This is a genomic window from Streptomyces sp. SCA2-17 (genome assembly GCF_044336695.1).
Window position 1 is genome coordinate 6,850,068 of the sequence record NZ_CP117521.1, and the last position, 18,317, is coordinate 6,868,384.

Annotated in this window: 1 protein-coding gene (only partly in view); it reads left to right on the top strand. The window is 71.3% G+C overall.

Annotated elements, in window-relative coordinates:
- Positions 1-18,317 carry the 5' portion of a non-ribosomal peptide synthase/polyketide synthase gene (locus PS271_RS30485; RefSeq protein ID WP_398386371.1) on the top strand. The gene runs 4,006 nt beyond the window's last position, so 18,317 of the gene's 22,323 nt are visible here — the first part of the coding sequence; its start codon is at positions 1-3; the stop codon falls past the right edge of the window.

Below are 18,317 nucleotides of genomic sequence, written 5' to 3' on the forward strand. Positions count from 1 at the left end.
ATGTCCGATTCCATCGGTACAAGCCGGGAACTGATGGTGGGTCAGCTCGGCCTCTGGTTCGCCCAGCAGCTTGACCCTCAGGGCACCGTCCACTCCATCGGGTCGTATGTGCGTGTCCGCGGCGCCCTGGAAACCAGCTTGTTCGAGAAGGCATTGCGGTACACGGTCTCCACCACCGACGCCTTCCACCTCCGGTTCACGGAAGACATCGGGGGACCGCGGCAGTACGCTGAGAAATGCGACGGCTGGGCCCTGGAAGTCGTGGACTTCAGCGGCGAGTCCGAGCCGGACGTGGTTGCCGGGCAGTGGATGCGCGCGGAACTGCGCCGCGGCTTCGACCTCGCACGCGGGCCGTTGTTCGCACACGCTCTGATCAAGGTCGCGGACGACTGTCACCTGTGGTTCCAGCGCGTCCACCACATCGCCGTTGACGGCCGCGGCGCCGCGACCGTCGCCGCCAGGCTTGCGCGCGCCTATTCCGCCCTGGCCGCCGGAAGCCTGCTGGAGGCCGGCGAGCCGCGCTCCGTCAGCGAGCTGATCGATGCCGACCGTGCCTATCGCGAGTCGGCGCAGTTCGCGCGCGACCGCGCGTACTGGCGCGCGGTGCTGGCGGCCGCGCCCGGGGCGGCCAGTCCGAGCGGGCGGCCGCTGCGCCGGGCGACGCAGGCGCCGGTCCGGTACGAGGAGCAGGTGGGGCACACGGTCTCCGGGGCGTTGCGAGAGGCGGCCGAGCGCTGGGGCGTGAGCGTCGCCGAGCTGGTGGTGGCCGCCGCGGCCCTGTACCTGCGCCGGATCAGCCGCGGCGACGACGTGGTGGTCGGCGTGCCGGTAGCGGGTCGCATGAGCCGGCACCGCGCGCTGGTCGGCATGACGACGAACGTCCTGCCGGTCCGCATCACGGTCGCCGCCCACCTGACCGCCGAGGAATTGACCCGCAGTGCGGCGCAGGCGGTGCGCGGAGCCTTCCGGCACCAGCGCTACCGGATGGAGGACATCCGCAGGGACCTGCATCTGACCGGGGAACAGGCCTTGTACCCGTTGATCGTCAACATCATGCCGCTGGACGCGGGCCTGCGGTTCGGCGACTGCACAGCCACCGCGCACACCCTGCCCAGCGGCCCGGTGGACGACCAGCGGATCAGCGTCTTCGAGGGCTCCGGCGCCGACGGGTTCGCCGTGGCCGTCGATGCCAACCCCGTGCAGTACGGGGAGGAAGCCGTGCGCGGCCTGGCCGGGGAATTCCGCAGTGTCCTGCGCTGGTTGACGGCGGCCGACTCCGCGGACCGAGTCGCCGGTGCCGTCGAGCCCGCGTTCGTCCTCGCAGAGCGACTGGCCCGCGGGGCCGGCCCGAAGCCGTCGGGCACGGCGCCCGTCCCGCTGTGCCTCATCGAGGCGCGCGCGGACGAGGATTCCGTGGCGGTGTCCGACGGGCGGGAAAGCCTCACATACGCCGAGCTGAACGCCCGGGCGAGCCGACTGGCGCAGTACCTGAGGGGGCAGGGCGTCGGCCCGGAGACCCTGGTCGGTCTGTGCCTGCCGCGCGGCGCGGAACTGGTGACGGCAGTCCTCGCGGTGTGGAAGGCCGGTGGCGCGTTCCTGCCGCTGGACCCGGACAGTCCCGGCGAACGCCTGGGATACCTCCTTGCCGACAGCAAGGCGGTCGCGGTGGTCGTCACTGGCGAGACGCTTCGAGGACTGCCCGCGCACGGGGCCCGGATCATCGGCCTGGACGTCCCGGCAACCGCGCGAGCGATCGCTGCGCTGCCGGCGGACGCCACGCGCACCGACGTCCGGCCGGATCAGACGGCCTATGTGATCTACACGTCCGGTTCCACGGGCGTGCCGAAGGGGGTGCAGCTGACCCACGCCGGCCTTGCGGCCATGGTGGCCGGGCGGGCGGAACACATCGGCGTGGCGCCGACGGATCGCGTGCTGCAGTTCTCCTCTCCCGGCTTCGACGCGTCGGTGTGGGAGCTGACGATGGCGCTGTGCGCCGGGGCGGCGCTGGTCCCCGTGCCGGATCGCGGGTCGGCGGCCGGCTCCGCGCTGGCCGACTTCGTCACGCGGCAGCGGGTGACGCACGTTACGCTCCCGCCGGCGGTGCTCGCGTCGATCGAGCCCGGTGCACTGCCCTCGGTCCGGGCCCTGTGGGCCGCCGGCGAGGCGTTGAGCGCGGAGCTTGTGGCGCGGTGGGCGCCGGGACGCCGCATGGTGAATGCCTACGGGCCCACCGAGTGCACGGTGTGTGTGACGATGTCCCAGGACCTGACGCCGGACCAGGTGCCGCACATCGGTGGCCCGCTCGCGCGCACCCGCGTGCTGGTGCTCGACGAGTTCCTGCGCCCGGTACCGGTCGGTGTGGCCGGCGAGCTGCACGTTGCCGGCGACCAATTGGCTCGCGGCTACCTCGGTCGCGCAGACCTGACCGCGCAGCGTTTCGTCGCCGATCCGTTCGCCACCGACGGCTCGCGGTTGTACCGCACCGGTGACCTGGTGCGCCTCCGGCCCGACGGGAACGTGGAATGCCTCGGCCGCACCGACGACCAGGTGAAGATCCGGGGCTTCCGCATCGAGCCCGGTGAGGTCGAGGCCGTCGTGGCCGCGCATCCCCGGGTGTCGCAGGCCGCGGTCGTCGCCTCCGAAAGCCCCGACGGGACCAAGCGTCTGGTGGCGTACGTGGTGCCCGGTGCCGAGACCGGCGGTGATGACGAACCGCTGTCCGCGGCCGTGCGCGGTTTCGTCGCGGCGCGTCTGCCCGGCTACATGGTCCCCGCCACCGTGATGGAGCTTGAGGTGCTGCCTCTGACCCCGAGCGGGAAGCCGGACCGCAGGGCCCTGCCGGAGCCGGTGTTCCGGCCCGCAGGCCGCTCTCCGGAAGGGCCTGTCGAAGACGCGCTCTGTTCCTTGTTCGCCGGGGTGCTGGGGCTGCCGTCGATCGGCGCGGACGACGACTTCTTCGCCTTCGGCGGACACTCGCTGCTGGTGACCCGGCTGGTGGGCCGGATCCGTACGGTCCTGCGGACCGAGATCGGCATCCGCGATGTCTTCGAGGCGCCGACCGTGGCCGGACTCGCCCAGCGGCTGGCTCCCGCCGCCGAGGCGCGCCCGCCGCTGGTGCCGGGCCCGCGTCCGGAACACATTCCGCTGTCGTTCGGACAGCATCGTTCGTGGTTCCTCGCCCAGTTGGAAGGCGCGGGATCCGGGTACAACGCGCCGGTCGCGCTGCGTCTGTCCGGCGACCTGGACACGGCGGCCCTGGAAGCCGCGCTCGTCGACGTCCTGGCCCGGCATGAGACCCTTCGCACCGTGTTCCCGACGGTGGACGGCGTGCCGTTCCAGCGTGTGCTCGGCGTCGCGGACCTCCGCTTCACGCTGCCCGTGGTCCCGGCGGACGAGACGGACCTTCCGGCCCTGATCGCCGAGGTCGCGGGGCGGGCCTTCGATCTGGCCGTGGACGCACCGTTGCGCGCCCGGCTCTTCGCGTTCGCCGAGGACGAGCACGCCCTCGTGCTGGTGCTGCACCACATCGCCATGGACGGCTGGTCCGTGGCGCCGCTGATGCGCGATGTGGGATTGGCCTACGACGCCCGGCGGCGAGGTGAGGCCCCGGACTGGACGCCTCTGCCGGTGCAGTACGCGGACTTCGCACTATGGCAGCGAGAGCTCCTCGGCGACCCGGATGATCCCGACAGTCTGATCTCCCGTCAGATCGAGTACTGGCGCGGCGCTCTGGCCGCGGCACCGCAGGAACTGACCCTACCGACCGACCGGCCTCGTCCCGCCGTGCAGAGCGGGGGCCATCACGGCGCCGTCGTCGAGTTGCCGGCCGAGGCGCACCAGCGGCTCGTCGAACTGGCGCGCGGCCGCGGCGCCACGCCGTTCATGGCGGTGCAGGCGGGTCTCGCGTTGTTGCTGGCGCGGCTCGGTGCCGGGACCGACATCCCGATCGGTGCGGCGGTGGCAGGGCGTACCGATGCTGCGGTCGAGGACCTGGTCGGTTTCTTCGTCAACACCCTGGTGCTGCGCACCGATGTCTCGGGCAACCCCACCGTCGCCGAGCTGCTCGACCGGGTCCGCGAGACGAGCCTTGGCGCGTTCGCCCACCAGGACGTGCCGTTCGACCGCCTCGTGGACGCGCTGGCCCCGGCACGCTCCGCGACCCGGCAGCCGCTGTATCAGGTCCTGCTCGCGTTCCAGAACACTGCCCCGGCCTCGCTGTGCCTGACCGGACTGCACACCGCCCTGGTGCCCACGGCACCCCGCTCGGCGGGCATGGACATCGGCATCACGCTCTCCGAGTCCTTCGCCGCCGACGGAACCCCGGCCGGACTGTCCGGCACGCTGACCGTCGACACGGACATCTTCGCCCCCTCCGCCGCCGAGGAACTTGCGGAACGGCTGGTCCGCGTCCTTGAAGCCCTCGGCAGGGACGCCGAGGCCAGGGTCAGCGACCTGCCCGTCCTCGATGCGGCTGAGCGTCTTCGGATCCTGCGGGACTGGAATGACACCGGTATGGAGACTCCGGCGCTTGTTGTGCACGAGATGGTTGCGCAGTGGGCGGTGCGCACTCCGGATGCTGTTGCGGTGGTGTGCGGGGATTCTGTGGTCTCTTATGGCGAGTTGGAGGTGCGGGCGAATCGTTTGGCGCGGTTGTTGGTGGGGCGTGGTGTGGGTGTGGGGGATGTGGTGGGGCTGTGTCTGCCGCGGGGAATCGGCATGGTGGTGGCGGTCCTGGCGGTGTGGAAGGCGGGGGCGGCGTATCTGCCGATGGATGCGGATGATCCGGTTGATCGCCTGGCCTTCGTGCTTGCCGACAGCGGTGCCGATGTCCTCGTCACCATCACCCGGACAACGTCGGCCGCCCCGCTGAGTGCTCGGGAAGTGGTGCTGCTCGACGACACCGCCACGCGGGCCGAGCTTGCCCGGACACCCGCGACTGATCCGGGCGTCGCCGTGTACCCGGACAGTCTGGCTTATGTGATTTATACGTCTGGTTCGACGGGTGTGCCGAAGGGTGTGGAGGTTGCGCATCGGGGTGTGGTGAATCTGGCGGTGGTGTTTGCGCCGGTGTTGGGTGTGGGGTCCGGGGTTTGTGTGTTGCAGTTTGCTTCGTTTGTTTTTGATGCGTCTGTGTTTGATGTGGTGGTGACGCTGTGTGCTGGTGGCACGTTGGTGGTGGTGACGGAGGCTGAGCGTGCTGATGTTGAGGTGCTGAGTGGGGTGGTGGTGTGTGGCGGGGTGCGTTCTGCGAGTGTTGTTCCGTCGTTGCTTGATGTGTTGAGTCCTGGGGTGTTTCCGGGGTTGTCGACGGTGTTGTCGGGTGCGGAGGCGCTGGGGGTGGCGACGGCGCGGGGTTGGGCTGCTGGTCGGCGGTTGGTGAATACGTATGGGCCGACGGAGGCCACGGTGATGGTCACTTCGACTGTTGTCGGTCCTGGTGTGGGGCGGCCGCCGGGGATCGGTGTGCCGATGGGTAATTCGCGGGTTTATGTGCTGGATGAGTTTTTGCAGCCGGTGCCTGTGGGTGTGGTGGGTGAGGTTTATATCGGTGGTGTTCAGCTGGCGCGGGGTTATCGGGGGCGTGCGGGGCTGACGGCTGAGCGGTTTGTTGCTGATCCGTTGGGTGGTGGGGGGCGGTTGTATCGCTCGGGGGACCGGGCGAAGTGGGGTGGCGATGGTGTGCTGGTGTTTGCCGGCCGGGTGGATGATCAGGTGAAGATCCGTGGTTTTCGGATCGAGCCGGGTGAGGTGCAGGCGGTGGTGCTGGCGCATCCGCTGGTGTCTCGGGCGGCTGTGGTGGTGCGTGAGGATGTGCCGGGCGATAGGCGTCTGGTTGCCTATGTGGTGTGTGACGATGCCGTTGATGACGCTGATGCCGCTGATGTGGCTGTTTCGGTGCGTGGTTTTGTTGCCGGGCGTCTTCCGGATTATCTGGTGCCGTCGGTTGTGGTGGTTGTGGAGTGTTTGCCGTTGACGGTCAATGGCAAGCTGGATCGTGAGGCTCTGCCCGTTCCGGAGTTGTCCGCTGGTTCCGGTCGTGCTGCGGTCACCGAGCTGGAGGCGGCTCTGTGTGTGGTGTTCGCTGAAATCCTGGGATCCGGTCCGGTCGGGCCCGACGACGACTTCTTCGCCGTCGGCGGCCACTCGCTCCTGGCCACCCGGCTGGTCAGCCGCATCCGCACCGTTCTAGGAGCCGAACTCCCGGTCCGGACGTTGTTCGAGAAGCCGACCCCGGCCGGCCTGGCGGCGCAGCTCACGGCGGCGGGCGCGGCTCGAGCGGCCGCGCTGATCCCACAGGAACGTCCGGAGCGGGTGCCGCTGTCGTTCGCGCAGCAGCGTCTGTGGTTCCTGGCTCAGCTCGAAGGCCGCAGCACCACCTATGTGAACCCCATCGCCATGCGCGTCACCGGCGAGTTGGACGTCTCGGCACTCCAACTCGCCGTGCTCGACGTGGTCGAGCGGCACGAGGTGCTGCGGACCGTGTACCCGGCCGTCGACGGCGTGCCGTACCAGCGGGTCTTGCCGGTCACGGAATCCGGGTTCGACATGCCCCTGCTCGACGCCTCCGAGACGGAGCTTCCCGCGCTGCTGACCGAGGCAGCCGCGCACACCTTCGACCTGTCCGCCGAGCCACCGCTCGCGGCCCGGCTGCTGCGGCTCGGCGCGCGCGAGCACGTCATGGTGCTGATCGTGCACCACATCGCCACCGACGGCTGGTCGATGGCGCCCTTGGCGCGCGATCTGTCCGCGGCTTACACAGCGCGGGCCGCGGGTGGCCCGCCGCGGTGGGCCGCGCTTCCCGTGCAGTACGCGGACTTTGCGCTGTGGCAGCGGAAGCTCCTGGGCTCGGAGGACGATCCGGGCAGCGACATCTCTTCGCAGATCGCTTACTGGAGCGAGGTCCTGGCCGGTGCACCGGAGGAGCTGGATCTGCCGACCGATCGCCGGCGCCCCGCGGTCGCGGGACCTGACGCCCACACGGTCGCCGTGGAATTCTCGGAGGAGGCGTTCCGCAGCCTTGCGGATCTGGCGCGCGGCCGCGGCGTGACGCTGTTCATGGCGGTGCAGGCGGGTCTCGCGTTGTTGCTGGCGCGGCTCGGTGCCGGGACCGACATCCCGATCGGTGCGGCGGTGGCAGGGCGTACCGATGCTGCGGTCGAGGACCTGGTCGGTTTCTTCGTCAACACCCTGGTGCTGCGCACCGATGTCTCGGGCAACCCCACCGTCGCCGAGCTGCTCGACCGGGTCCGCCGGACCGGGCTGGACGCCTTGGACCGTCAGGACGTCCCCTTCGAGCGGCTGGTCGAGGTACTGGCCCCGGCCAGGTCGCTGGCACGGCACCCGCTGTTCCAGGTGATGCTGACCGTGCACAACACCGCTCCGGCGGTGCTGGAGCTGCCGGGACTCGAGGTGGAGCAACTCGCCACCGGCGGGCCTGCGTCGCGCTTCGACATCGATGTGAGCCTGGTCGAGCGGACCCTGACGGTCCGGGTCGCGGCCGACCTGTTCGACCCGGAGTCGGCGCAGTCGTTCGCCCGGCGCCTGCTGCGGGTGCTGGAGCTGATGGCCCGGGAGCCTGCGGTGCGGATCGGTGCGCTGGCAGTGCTTGACGAGGACGAACGGGACGTGGTGCTGCGGCGTTGGAACGACACCGCCGTTGAGGTGCCCGCAGTCAGGTGTGTCCCCGACCTGATAGCGATGCAGGCCGAGAGCACCCCCGACGCTGTCGCGGTGGTGTGCGGGGATTCTGTGGTCTCTTATGGCGAGTTGGAGGTGCGGGCGAATCGTTTGGCGCGGTTGCTGGTGGGCCGTGGTGTGGGTGTGGGGGATGTGGTGGGGCTGTGTCTGCCGCGGGGAATCGACGTGGTGGTGGCGGTCCTGGCGGTGTGGAAGGCGGGGGCGGCGTATCTGCCGCTCGATGCCGGCTTCCCCGCGGAGCGGTCGGTGTTCATGCTGACCGACAGCGGCGCCAAGTTCCTTCTTGGGCACAGCGCGACGGTCTCCGGCCTCATCGCGGACCTCGGTGATGCCGGCCGCTGTCGTGGTGAGACCCCGCTCGCCGGCCTGACAGCCTGTACGACTCTGCTGCTTGATGACATGAATACGACGGCTGAACTGGCTGTGCTGCCGCTGACTGATCCGGGCGTCGCCGTGTACCCGGACAGTCTGGCTTATGTGATTTATACGTCTGGTTCGACGGGTGTGCCGAAGGGTGTGGAGGTTGCGCATCGGGGTGTGGTGAATCTGGCGGTGGTGTTTGCGCCGGTGTTGGGTGTGGGGTCCGGGGTTTGTGTGTTGCAGTTTGCTTCGTTTGTTTTTGATGCGTCTGTGTTTGATGTGGTGGTGACGCTGTGTGCTGGTGGCACGTTGGTGGTGGTGACGGAGGCTGAGCGTGCTGATGTTGAGGTGCTGAGTGGGGTGGTGGTGTGTGGCGGGGTGCGTTCTGCGAGTGTTGTTCCGTCGTTGCTTGATGTGTTGAGTCCTGGGGTGTTTCCGGGGTTGTCGACGGTGTTGTCGGGTGCGGAGGCGCTGGGGGTGGCGACGGCGCGGGGTTGGGCTGCTGGTCGGCGGTTGGTGAATACGTATGGGCCGACGGAGGCCACGGTGATGGTCACTTCGACTGTTGTCGGTCCTGGTGTGGGGCGGCCGCCGGGGATCGGTGTGCCGATGGGTAATTCGCGGGTTTATGTGCTGGATGAGTTTTTGCAGCCGGTGCCTGTGGGTGTGGTGGGTGAGGTTTATATCGGTGGTGTTCAGCTGGCGCGGGGTTATCGGGGGCGTGCGGGGCTGACGGCTGAGCGGTTTGTTGCTGATCCGTTGGGTGGTGGGGGGCGGTTGTATCGCTCGGGGGACCGGGCGAAGTGGGGTGGCGATGGTGTGCTGGTGTTTGCCGGCCGGGTGGATGATCAGGTGAAGATCCGTGGTTTTCGGATCGAGCCGGGTGAGGTGCAGGCGGTGGTGCTGGCGCATCCGCTGGTGTCTCGGGCGGCTGTGGTGGTGCGTGAGGATGTGCCGGGCGATAGGCGTCTGGTTGCCTATGTGGTGTGTGACGATGCCGTTGATGACGCTGATGCCGCTGATGTGGCTGTTTCGGTGCGTGGTTTTGTTGCCGGGCGTCTTCCGGATTATCTGGTGCCGTCGGTTGTGGTGGTTGTGGAGTGTTTGCCGTTGACGGTCAATGGCAAGCTGGATCGTGAGGCTCTGCCCGTTCCGGAGTTGTCCGCTGGTTCCGGTCGTGCTGCGGTCACCGAGCTGGAGGCGGCTCTGTGTGTGGTGTTCGCTGAAATCCTGGGATCCGGTCCGGTCGGGCCCGACGACGACTTCTTCGCCGTCGGCGGCCACTCGCTCCTGGCCACCCGGCTGGTCAGCCGCATCCGCACCGTTCTAGGAGCCGAACTCCCGGTCCGCTCTGTCTTCGAGGCACCGACTCCGGCGCTGCTCGCGACCCGCCTGGCGCAGGCCGCCTCCGGCAGGGCCCGACCCGTAGCCGGACCACGGCCGGACCGCGTGCCGCTGTCGTTCTCCCAGCGCCGCCTGTGGTTCCTCGACCGTCTCGAGGGCCCGAGCACCACCTACGTCAACCCGATCGCGCTGCGGCTGACCGGCCCGCTGGACACAGCGGCGCTGACTGCCGCGTTCCGCGACGTGCTGGCCCGGCACGAGGTGCTGCGCACGGTCTACCCCGTCGGTGACGACGAGCCGTATCAGCACATCCTGGAGCCGGCGGAGCTCGCCTGGGATCTGAGGGCCGAGCCGGTCGCCGAGCAGGAACTGGCCGCGGCCGTCACCGAGGCTTCCGCCCAGCCGTTCGACCTGGCCGCCGAAGTGCCTCTGCGCGCCCGGCTGTTCGCCCTCGCTCCGGACGACCACGTGCTCCTGGCAGTCCTTCACCACATCGCCGGCGACGGTTGGTCGATGACGCCGCTCATGCGGGACCTGTCACTCGCCTATGCCGCCCGGCGTCAGGGCACTGCACCTGCCTGGTCCCCTCTGCCGGTGCAGTACGCCGACTACACGCTGTGGCAGCGAGAGCGGCTGGGCTCTGAGGCCGACCCGGTCAGCCTGCTGTCGCGTCAGGTGGACCACTGGCGCGAGGTGCTGGCCGGGTCGCCGGAGGAGCTGGCACTGCCCGTTGACCGGCCCCGGCCCGCCGTTGCCGGACACCGCGGTTACACGGCGCTGGTGCACGTGTGCGCCGAGGCACACCGAGCCCTGGCCGAGACCGCGCGCGCTCGAGGCGTGACGCTGTTCATGCTCCTCCAGGGGGCGCTGGCACTGCTGCTGACCCGGCTGGGCGCGGGTGACGACATTCCCATCGGCTCGCCGGCCGCCGGCCGCCTCGACGAGGCGCTGGACGACCTGGTCGGTTTCTTCGTCAACACCGTGGTGTTGCGCACCGACACGTCCGGCGACCCGACGTTCGCCGAGCTGGCCGAGCGGGTCCGCGAGACGAGCCTGGCCGCGCTGGCGCACCAGGACGTCCCGATCGAGCACCTGGTCAGCGCGTTGGCCCCGGCGCGGTCGCTGTCCCGGCACCCCCTCTTCCAGGTCAACCTGGCTCTGCAGAACACCGCCGAGGCACACCTCGACCTGCCCGGCCTGGGCGTCGAGGTGATCCCGAACACCGCGCTGGCCGCACGCTTCGACGTCGGTGTGGCGCTGGCCGAGAGCTTCGACGCGGACGGCGGCCCCGCCGGACTGCACGGCGTGGTGACGCTCACCGCGGACATGTTCGACCTCGCGTCCGCGGAGCTGTTCGCACGCCGCCTGAGCCGGGTGCTCGAAGCCGTGGCCGCGGAGCCCGAGCTGCGGGTGAGTGAGATTCCGCTGCTCGACGATGAGGAGGGTGGCCGGCTCGAGGCATGGAACGACACCGCCGTCACGGTGCCCGGCATCCCGGTTCCGGAGCTGGTCGCCGCGCAGGTGGCGCGGGATCCGCAGGCGGTCGCCGTGGTCGGCGCCCAGGTCACTCTCACCTACGGCGAGCTCGGCGAGCGTGCCAACCGCTTGGCGCATTACCTGAAGGCGCAGGGCGTCAGCCGGGAATCGGTCGTGGGCCTGTGCCTGCCGCGCGGGGTGGACACCGCGCTCGCGATCCTCGCGGTCTGGAAGGCCGGCGGGGCCTATCTGCCCATCGATCCGGCGCAGCCGGTCGACCGGCTGGCCTACATCCTCGCCGACAGCGGCGTCCCGGTGGTCGTCGGAACCGACGACGCACTGAGCGACCTGCCCGCGGGCCGGGTCCGCCAAGTGGCCGTCGACGATCCGCACACCGCGCTCCTCATCGCCTCCATGCCTGCCACCGACCCCGGGACGCGCGTTCTGCCCGGCCAGGCGGCCTACGTCATCTACACATCGGGCTCCACCGGCCGGCCCAAGGGCGTAGTGGTCACGCACGCGGGTCTGGCGAACTACGTCGCCACCGCCCCGGGCCGGCTCGGCGTCGGCGCGCCGGGGGAGCGCCACGCCCTCCTGCAGCCGGCGGTGACCGACTTCGGCAACACCCTGATCTTCACGGCGCTGGCCACGGGCGGCGCGCTGCACGTGCCGGACGAGGACCTGGCGACCGATCCGGCGGGGCTGGCCGCGTACCTGGCGGAGCACCGGATCGACGTCGTCAAGGTGACGCCGTCGCACCTCGCCGCGCTGACCGCCGACGGCTCCCCCGAACGCTTCCTGCCCCGGCGGACGCTGGTACTGGGCGGCGAGGCAGCAGCCCCGGATCTGGTCACCGCCTTGTTGGCAGCCGCGGACGGCCGCGTGGTCGCCAACCATTACGGGCCCACCGAGACCACCATCGGCGTGGCCACCCTCCGGCTCGCTCCCGAGCTGTCGGCCGACGGGCCGGTCCCCATGGGCGCACCCATCGGCAACGTCCGGCTGCACGTGCTCGACGACCGGCTGCGGCCGGTGCCCGTCGGCGTGGCCGGAGAGCTCTACGTTGCCGGAGCCGGGGTGGCCCGCGGCTACCTGGGCCGTCCGGGCCTGACCGCCGAGCGGTTCGTCGCCGACCCGTTCGCGGCCGACGGCTCGCGGCTGTACCGCACCGGAGACGTGGTGCGCCGCGCCGCGGACGGCAACCTCGTGTTCGTCGGCCGCTCCGACGACCAAGTGAAGATCCGCGGCTACCGGGTGGAGCCCGGCGAGGTCCAGGCGGTGATTTCCGGGCATTCCCTCGTGCGCCAGGTCGTGGTGGTCGCGCGCGCGGACGCCGCGGGCGAGCGTCGGCTGGTCGCGTACGTCGTCGCGGCCGACGGCCGGGACGAGGACGCCGGCGGCACGCTGGCCGCGGCCGTGCGCGCATACGTCGCCGGGCTGCTGCCGGAGCACATGGTGCCGTCGGCCGTGGTCGTGCTGGCGGCGCTGCCGCTGGCCGCGAACGGCAAGCTTGACCGCGGGGCCCTGCCGGACCCCGAGCGAGCGACCGGCTCAGCCGACCGGGAGCCCGCAACGCCGACCGAACGCGCGCTGTGCGACGCCTTCGCGGTCGTACTCGGCCTGGCGCGGGTCGGCGCCGACGACGACTTCTTCGACCTCGGCGGGCACTCGCTGCTCGCGGTGAGGCTGTTGAGCCGGGTCCGGTCGGCGCTGGGCGTCGAGCTGGAGATCCGCCACGTCTTCGAGGCCCCCACCCCGGCGGCCCTGGCCGAGCACCTCCAGGCCCGGACGGCGGGTCCGGCGCGGGCTCCGCTGACGGCGCGTGAGCGTCCGGAGCGGGTGCCGCTGTCCTTCGCGCAGCAGCGCCTGTGGTTCCTGGCACAGATGGAAGGCCCGAGCACCACCTATGTGAATCCGATGGTGCTGCGGTTGACCGGCGGACTCGACGCGGCTGCGTTCGAGGCGGCGCTCCGGGACGTCGTCGAGCGGCACGAGGTCCTGCGGACCGTATTCCCGGCGACCGACGGCGTGCCGTATCAGCGGATCCTGTCACCGGCGGAGACCGGCCTGTCGGTGCCGGTGGTCACTGCGTCCGAGCACGACCTGCCCGCACTGCTGGCGGAGGTCGCCGAGCGGTCCTTCGACCTGGCCTGCGACATCCCGGTGCGGGCCCGGCTCTTCCGCCTGGCCGCCGACGAGCACGTGCTGGCGCTGGTGGCGCATCACATCGCCACGGACGGCTGGTCGATGGCGCCGCTGGCGCGCGATCTGTCGCAGGCGTACACGGCTCGGCTTCGCGGGGCGGCACCGGACTGGGCACCCCTGCCCGTCCAGTACGCGGACTACGCCCTGTGGCAGCGCGAGATGCTGGGTTCCGAGGACGAACCGGACAGCATGCTCGCCGGGCAGCTCGACTACTGGCGGCAGACCCTCGCCGGCGCTCCGGAAGAGCTTGCCCTGCCGGCCGATCGTGCACGGCCTGCGGTCGCGAGCCACGTCGGTCACAGCGCGGTGTGGACCTTGTCGCCAGAGGCCCACGGACGCCTCGCCGCGCATGTCCGCACCCACGGCGCGACCGTGTTCATGGCCCTGCAGGCAGCTTTGACGATGCTGCTGGCGCGCCTGGGCGTGGGCACCGACATCCCGATCGGGTCCGTGGTGGCCGGCCGCACCGACGAGGCGCTGGACGATCTGGTCGGCTTCTTCGTCAACACCCTGGTGCTGCGCACCGAAGCCTCCGGTGACCCCGAGTTCGCCGAGCTGCTGGCGCGGGTCCGGCAGACAGCCGTGGGCGCCATGGCGCACCAGGAGGTGCCCTTCGAGCATTTGGTGGAGACGCTCGCGCCCGCCCGTTCGCTGGCGCGGCACCCGCTGTTCCAGGTCATGCTCGCCATGCACAACACCGGCGACGCCGTGCTCGACCTGCCGGGCGTGCGGGCCGCCGTCGAGCGCGCCGGCACCACCGCGGCGAAGTTCGACCTCTACGTCAATGCCGGCGAGGTCCCCGGCGCCGGCGGCGTCCCGGCCGGACTGCGTGGCGAGGTCACGTTGTCCGCGGATCTGTTCGATGAGGAGTCGGCGCGCACGTTCGCCCGGCGCTTGGAGCGGGTCTTCGAAGCCGTGTCGCGGGATCCGGCCACGCGGCTCAGCCGGATACCGGTCCTCGAGGACGGGGAACTGGACCGCGTGACCCGCGCCTGGCAGCCGGGGCCGGCCGCGGCCCCGGGCTTGCTGGTCCCGCAGTTCGAGCGACAGGCCGCGGACGTCCCGGACGCCGTGGCCGTCGTGTGCGCCGACGAGACCGTCACCTACGCCGAGCTGAACGCGCGCGCCAACCGGCTGGCCCGCGTGCTCGCGGGCCACGGAGTCGGCCCGGAGGCCGTCGTGGGCCTGTGCCTGCCGCGCGGGACCGAGTTGATCACCGGTGTGCTGGCGGTGCTCAAGGCCGGGGCCGCGTACAGCGCCGTGGACCCGGACTTCCCCGCCGACCGCATCGCGTTCGTGTTCGACGACGCACGGACCACGTGCGTCCTGACCACGGAGGCGCTGGCGGACACGGCACGGGCCGGCGCGGACCGCCCGGTACTCGTCCTGGACGCTCCCGGGCTCGCCGCGCACATCGCGGCGGCCCGGCCGCAGGACCTCACCGACGCGGACCGCACCGCGCCGCTGCGGCCCGCGCACCCCGCCTACGTGATCTACACGTCCGGCTCCACCGGCCGGCCGAAGGGCGTGCAGGTCACGCACGCGAGCCTGGCCGACTACGTCGCCGTCGTGCCGCCGCGCATCGGGTGGGGCAGGCCGGACAGCCGGGCGGTCCTGATGCAGGCGATGGTCACCGACTTCGCCAACACCATCGTCTTCACCGCCCTGGCCACCGGCGGACAGGTCCATCTGCTGGCACAGGACCAGGTGACCGACGCCGCGGCCGTCGCCGACTACCTGGCGAGCCGCGACATCGACTGCTTCAAGGTGACCCCCTCCCACTTGCGCGCCCTGGCATCGGCGGTCGGCATGGAGCGCCTGTTGCGGCCGACCCGGGCCGTGCTGCTCGGCGGAGAAGTGGTCACACCCGAGCTCGCAGCCGAGGCGCTCGCGGTCTCCGGCACGCGCGTGGTGGCGAACCACTACGGCCCGACGGAGACCACCATCGCCGTGGTCACCGCACAGCTGCGCGAGACGCCTCCGGTAGCCGGGGTGGTGCCGCTCGGCACCCCCGCGCCCAACTCCCCGATGTACGTGCTCGACGACCGGCTGCGGCCGGTGCCGCCGGGAGTCGTCGGAGAGCTCTACGTCGCCGGCACGGGCCTGGCCCGCGGCTATGTACACCGCCCGGACCTGACCGCACAGCGGTTCGTCGCCAACCCGTTCGCCGCCGACGGTTCACGGCTGTACCGGACCGGCGACGGGGTGAAGTGGTCGGCGGACGGCCTGCTGGTGTTCGCCGGCCGTACCGACCACCAGGTGAAGATCCGCGGGTTCCGGGTCGAGCCCGGCGAGGTCGAGGCCGTACTCGCGGCACACCCGGAGGTGCGCCTGGCGGCCGTGGTCGCCCGGCCGGACGGCGGCGACCACCGGCTCGTCGCCTATGCCGTCCCGGACGGCGGGACGCCGGGCGCCGGCCCGGACGCCTTCGCCGCGGAGCTCCGTTCCTACGCCGCCGAGCGGCTGCCCGGCCACATGGTGCCCGCGACGGTGGTCGTGCTCGATGCGATGCCCACCACGTCGAACGGCAAGATCGACCGAAAGGCCCTGCCGGAGCCCGGTCCCGCCGCCGCGGAGCAGGCCGGCCGGGGCCCGGTGACGGTGGTCGAGGAGATCCTCTGCTCGGCGTTCGCCGAGGTGCTGGGCCTGGAGCGGGTGGGGGCGCACGACAACTTCTTCGAGCACGGTGGCCACTCGCTGCTGGCGATGTCGCTGGTGGAGAAGCTCCGCAGGCGAGGAGTGGCGGTGAGCGTCAAGGCTCTGTTCACGGCACCGACGCCGGCGGGGATCGCAGCGGCAGCGGGAACTCCGCGGGCGGAGGCGGAGCCGAACCTGATCCCCGAGGGTGCCGCGCGGATCACCCCGGACATGGTGACGCTGGCCGACCTCACCCAGGAGCAGCTCGACCGGATCGCCGCACGGGTCGAGGGCGGCGCGGCGAACATCGCCGACGTCTACCCACTGGCGCCGCTGCAGGAAGGCATGCTCTTCCACCATCTGCTGACCGCCGAGGACGGCGTCGGTGACGTCTACCTGTCGTCGACCGTGGTCGGATTCGCGTCGCGCGAGCGGCTCGAAGCCACCCTGCGCGCGCTGCAGCAGATCATCGACCGGCACGACGTCTATCGCACCGCGGTCCTGTGGGAGGGCCTGCCCGAGCCCCTTCAGATCGTGCTGCGCCGGGCCGGGCTCCCGCTGACGCAGACCGTCCTGCCCGGAGACGCCGGCACCGGCTCCGGCACGCTCCGCCGGCTACTCGCCCACGCCGCTCCCCGCATGGACCTCGGCCGGGCCCCTCTGCTGCGCGCCGTCACCGCCGCGCACCCCGACGGCTCGGGCCGCTGGCTGGCCCTGCTCCAGATGCACCATCTGCTGCAGGACCACACCGGCTGGGAGGTGGTGCTCGACGAGCTCGACATCCTGGTGCGCGGCGAGGAGCACCTGCTGCCCGAACCGAGGCCCTTCCGCGACTTCGTGGCCATCGCCCGCACCGCCGTCCCGCGCGAGGAGCACGAACGCTACTTCGCCGAGCTGCTGGGCGACGTCACGGAGACCACCGCGCCCTACGGCCTGACCGACGCGCACGCCGACGGCTCGCTGGCCTCGGAGCACCGGCTGCCGCTGGGAGCCGGCCTGTCGGCCCGGCTCCGCGAGCGCGCCGCCACGCTCGGCGTCTCCCCGGCGACGCTGTTCCACGTGGCCTGGGCGCGCGTCCTGGCCTCCGTCTCCGGCCGGGACGACGTGGTGTTCGGCACCGTGCTGTTCGGCCGCATGAACGCCGGCGCAGGAGCCGACCGGGTGGCCGGGCCCTTTATGAACACCCTGCCGCTGAGGGTCAAGGTCAGTGTCCTGAGCGCGGCCTCCGCGGTGTCCGCGATCCAGGAGCAGCTGGCCCGCCTGCACGTCCACGAGCACGCGCCGCTCGCTCTGGCCCAGCGGGTCAGCGGCGTCACGGCCCCGGCCCCGCTGTTCACGTCGATTTTCAACTTCCGGCACGACCGCGGCCCGGGCGAGCGCCGGCCCCGGCTGGACGGCGTCGAACTGGTCTACTCGCGCCGTCACACCAACTATCCACTGGATGTGGCGGTCAACGACACCGGCGACGGATTCCTCTTCGCGGTCGGGGCGCAGGCACCGGCCGACCCGGAGCAGGTCTGCGCCCTGATGCACACCGCGGTCGGTAGCCTGGTCTCGGCGCTGGAGCAGGCGCCCGAGACCCCGCTGCACCGGATCGCGATCCTGGACGGCGGCGCGGGTTCGCAGGGTGCCGCGATACGGCGCACGCCGACCGGAGTCCACGACCTGATCGGGGTCCGGGCCGAGCACGCCGCCGACGTGCTCGCAGTCGTCTGCGAAGATTCCGCGATCACCTATGGCGAGCTGGAGACGCGGGCGAACCGTATCGCCCGGCTCCTGGCGGCGCGAGGCGCGGGCGCGGAGGACGTGGTCGGGCTGTGCCTGCCGCGGGGGATCGACATGGTGGTGGCGATCCTGGCGGTGTGGAAGGCCGGAGCGGCGTATCTCCCGCTGGATCCGGAGTATCCCGTCGATCGCCTCGCGTTCATGCTCGCCGACAGCGGCGCGGCTGTCCTCGTCGGCCATGCGGCCACGGCCGCCGGGCTGACCGCGCACGACGTAGTGCTGCTCGACGACCCGGCCACCTCGGCCGAACTCGCCGCGTTGCCCGCCACCGAGCCCCGCATCACGGTGCGTTCGGACGGCCTGGCCTACGTGCTCTACACCTCCGGTTCGACAGGCGTGCCCAAGGGCGTGCAGGTCGCACACCGCAGCGTCGTGCATCTGGCCTCTTCCTTCGGTCCGGTCCTGCGCGTCGCGAGCGGAGACCCGGTCCTGCAGTTCGCCTCCCTCGGCTTCGACGCCTCGGTGTTCGACATCGCGGTCACCCTGGCCGGCGGCGGGACGCTGGTCGTCACCCCGGCCCGCCGACGGCTGGAGCCCGGCGCGCTGGCAGTGCTGGCCCGCGAGTCCGGCGCCCGCGCGGCCAGCTGGGTGCCGTCGCTCCTCGACGTCCTGGACCCCGGTGACTTCCCGCATCTCGGGACGCTGTTGCTGGGTGCCGAGGCGATGTCCGCCCGGACCGCGGACGCCTGGAGCCCCGACCGGACGCTGGTGAACACCTACGGCCCGACCGAGGCTACGGTCATGGTCACGGCCGGCGCGGTGACCGCCGGCGCCGGCCGCGTCCCGGGGATCGGCGTGCCCATCGGCGACTC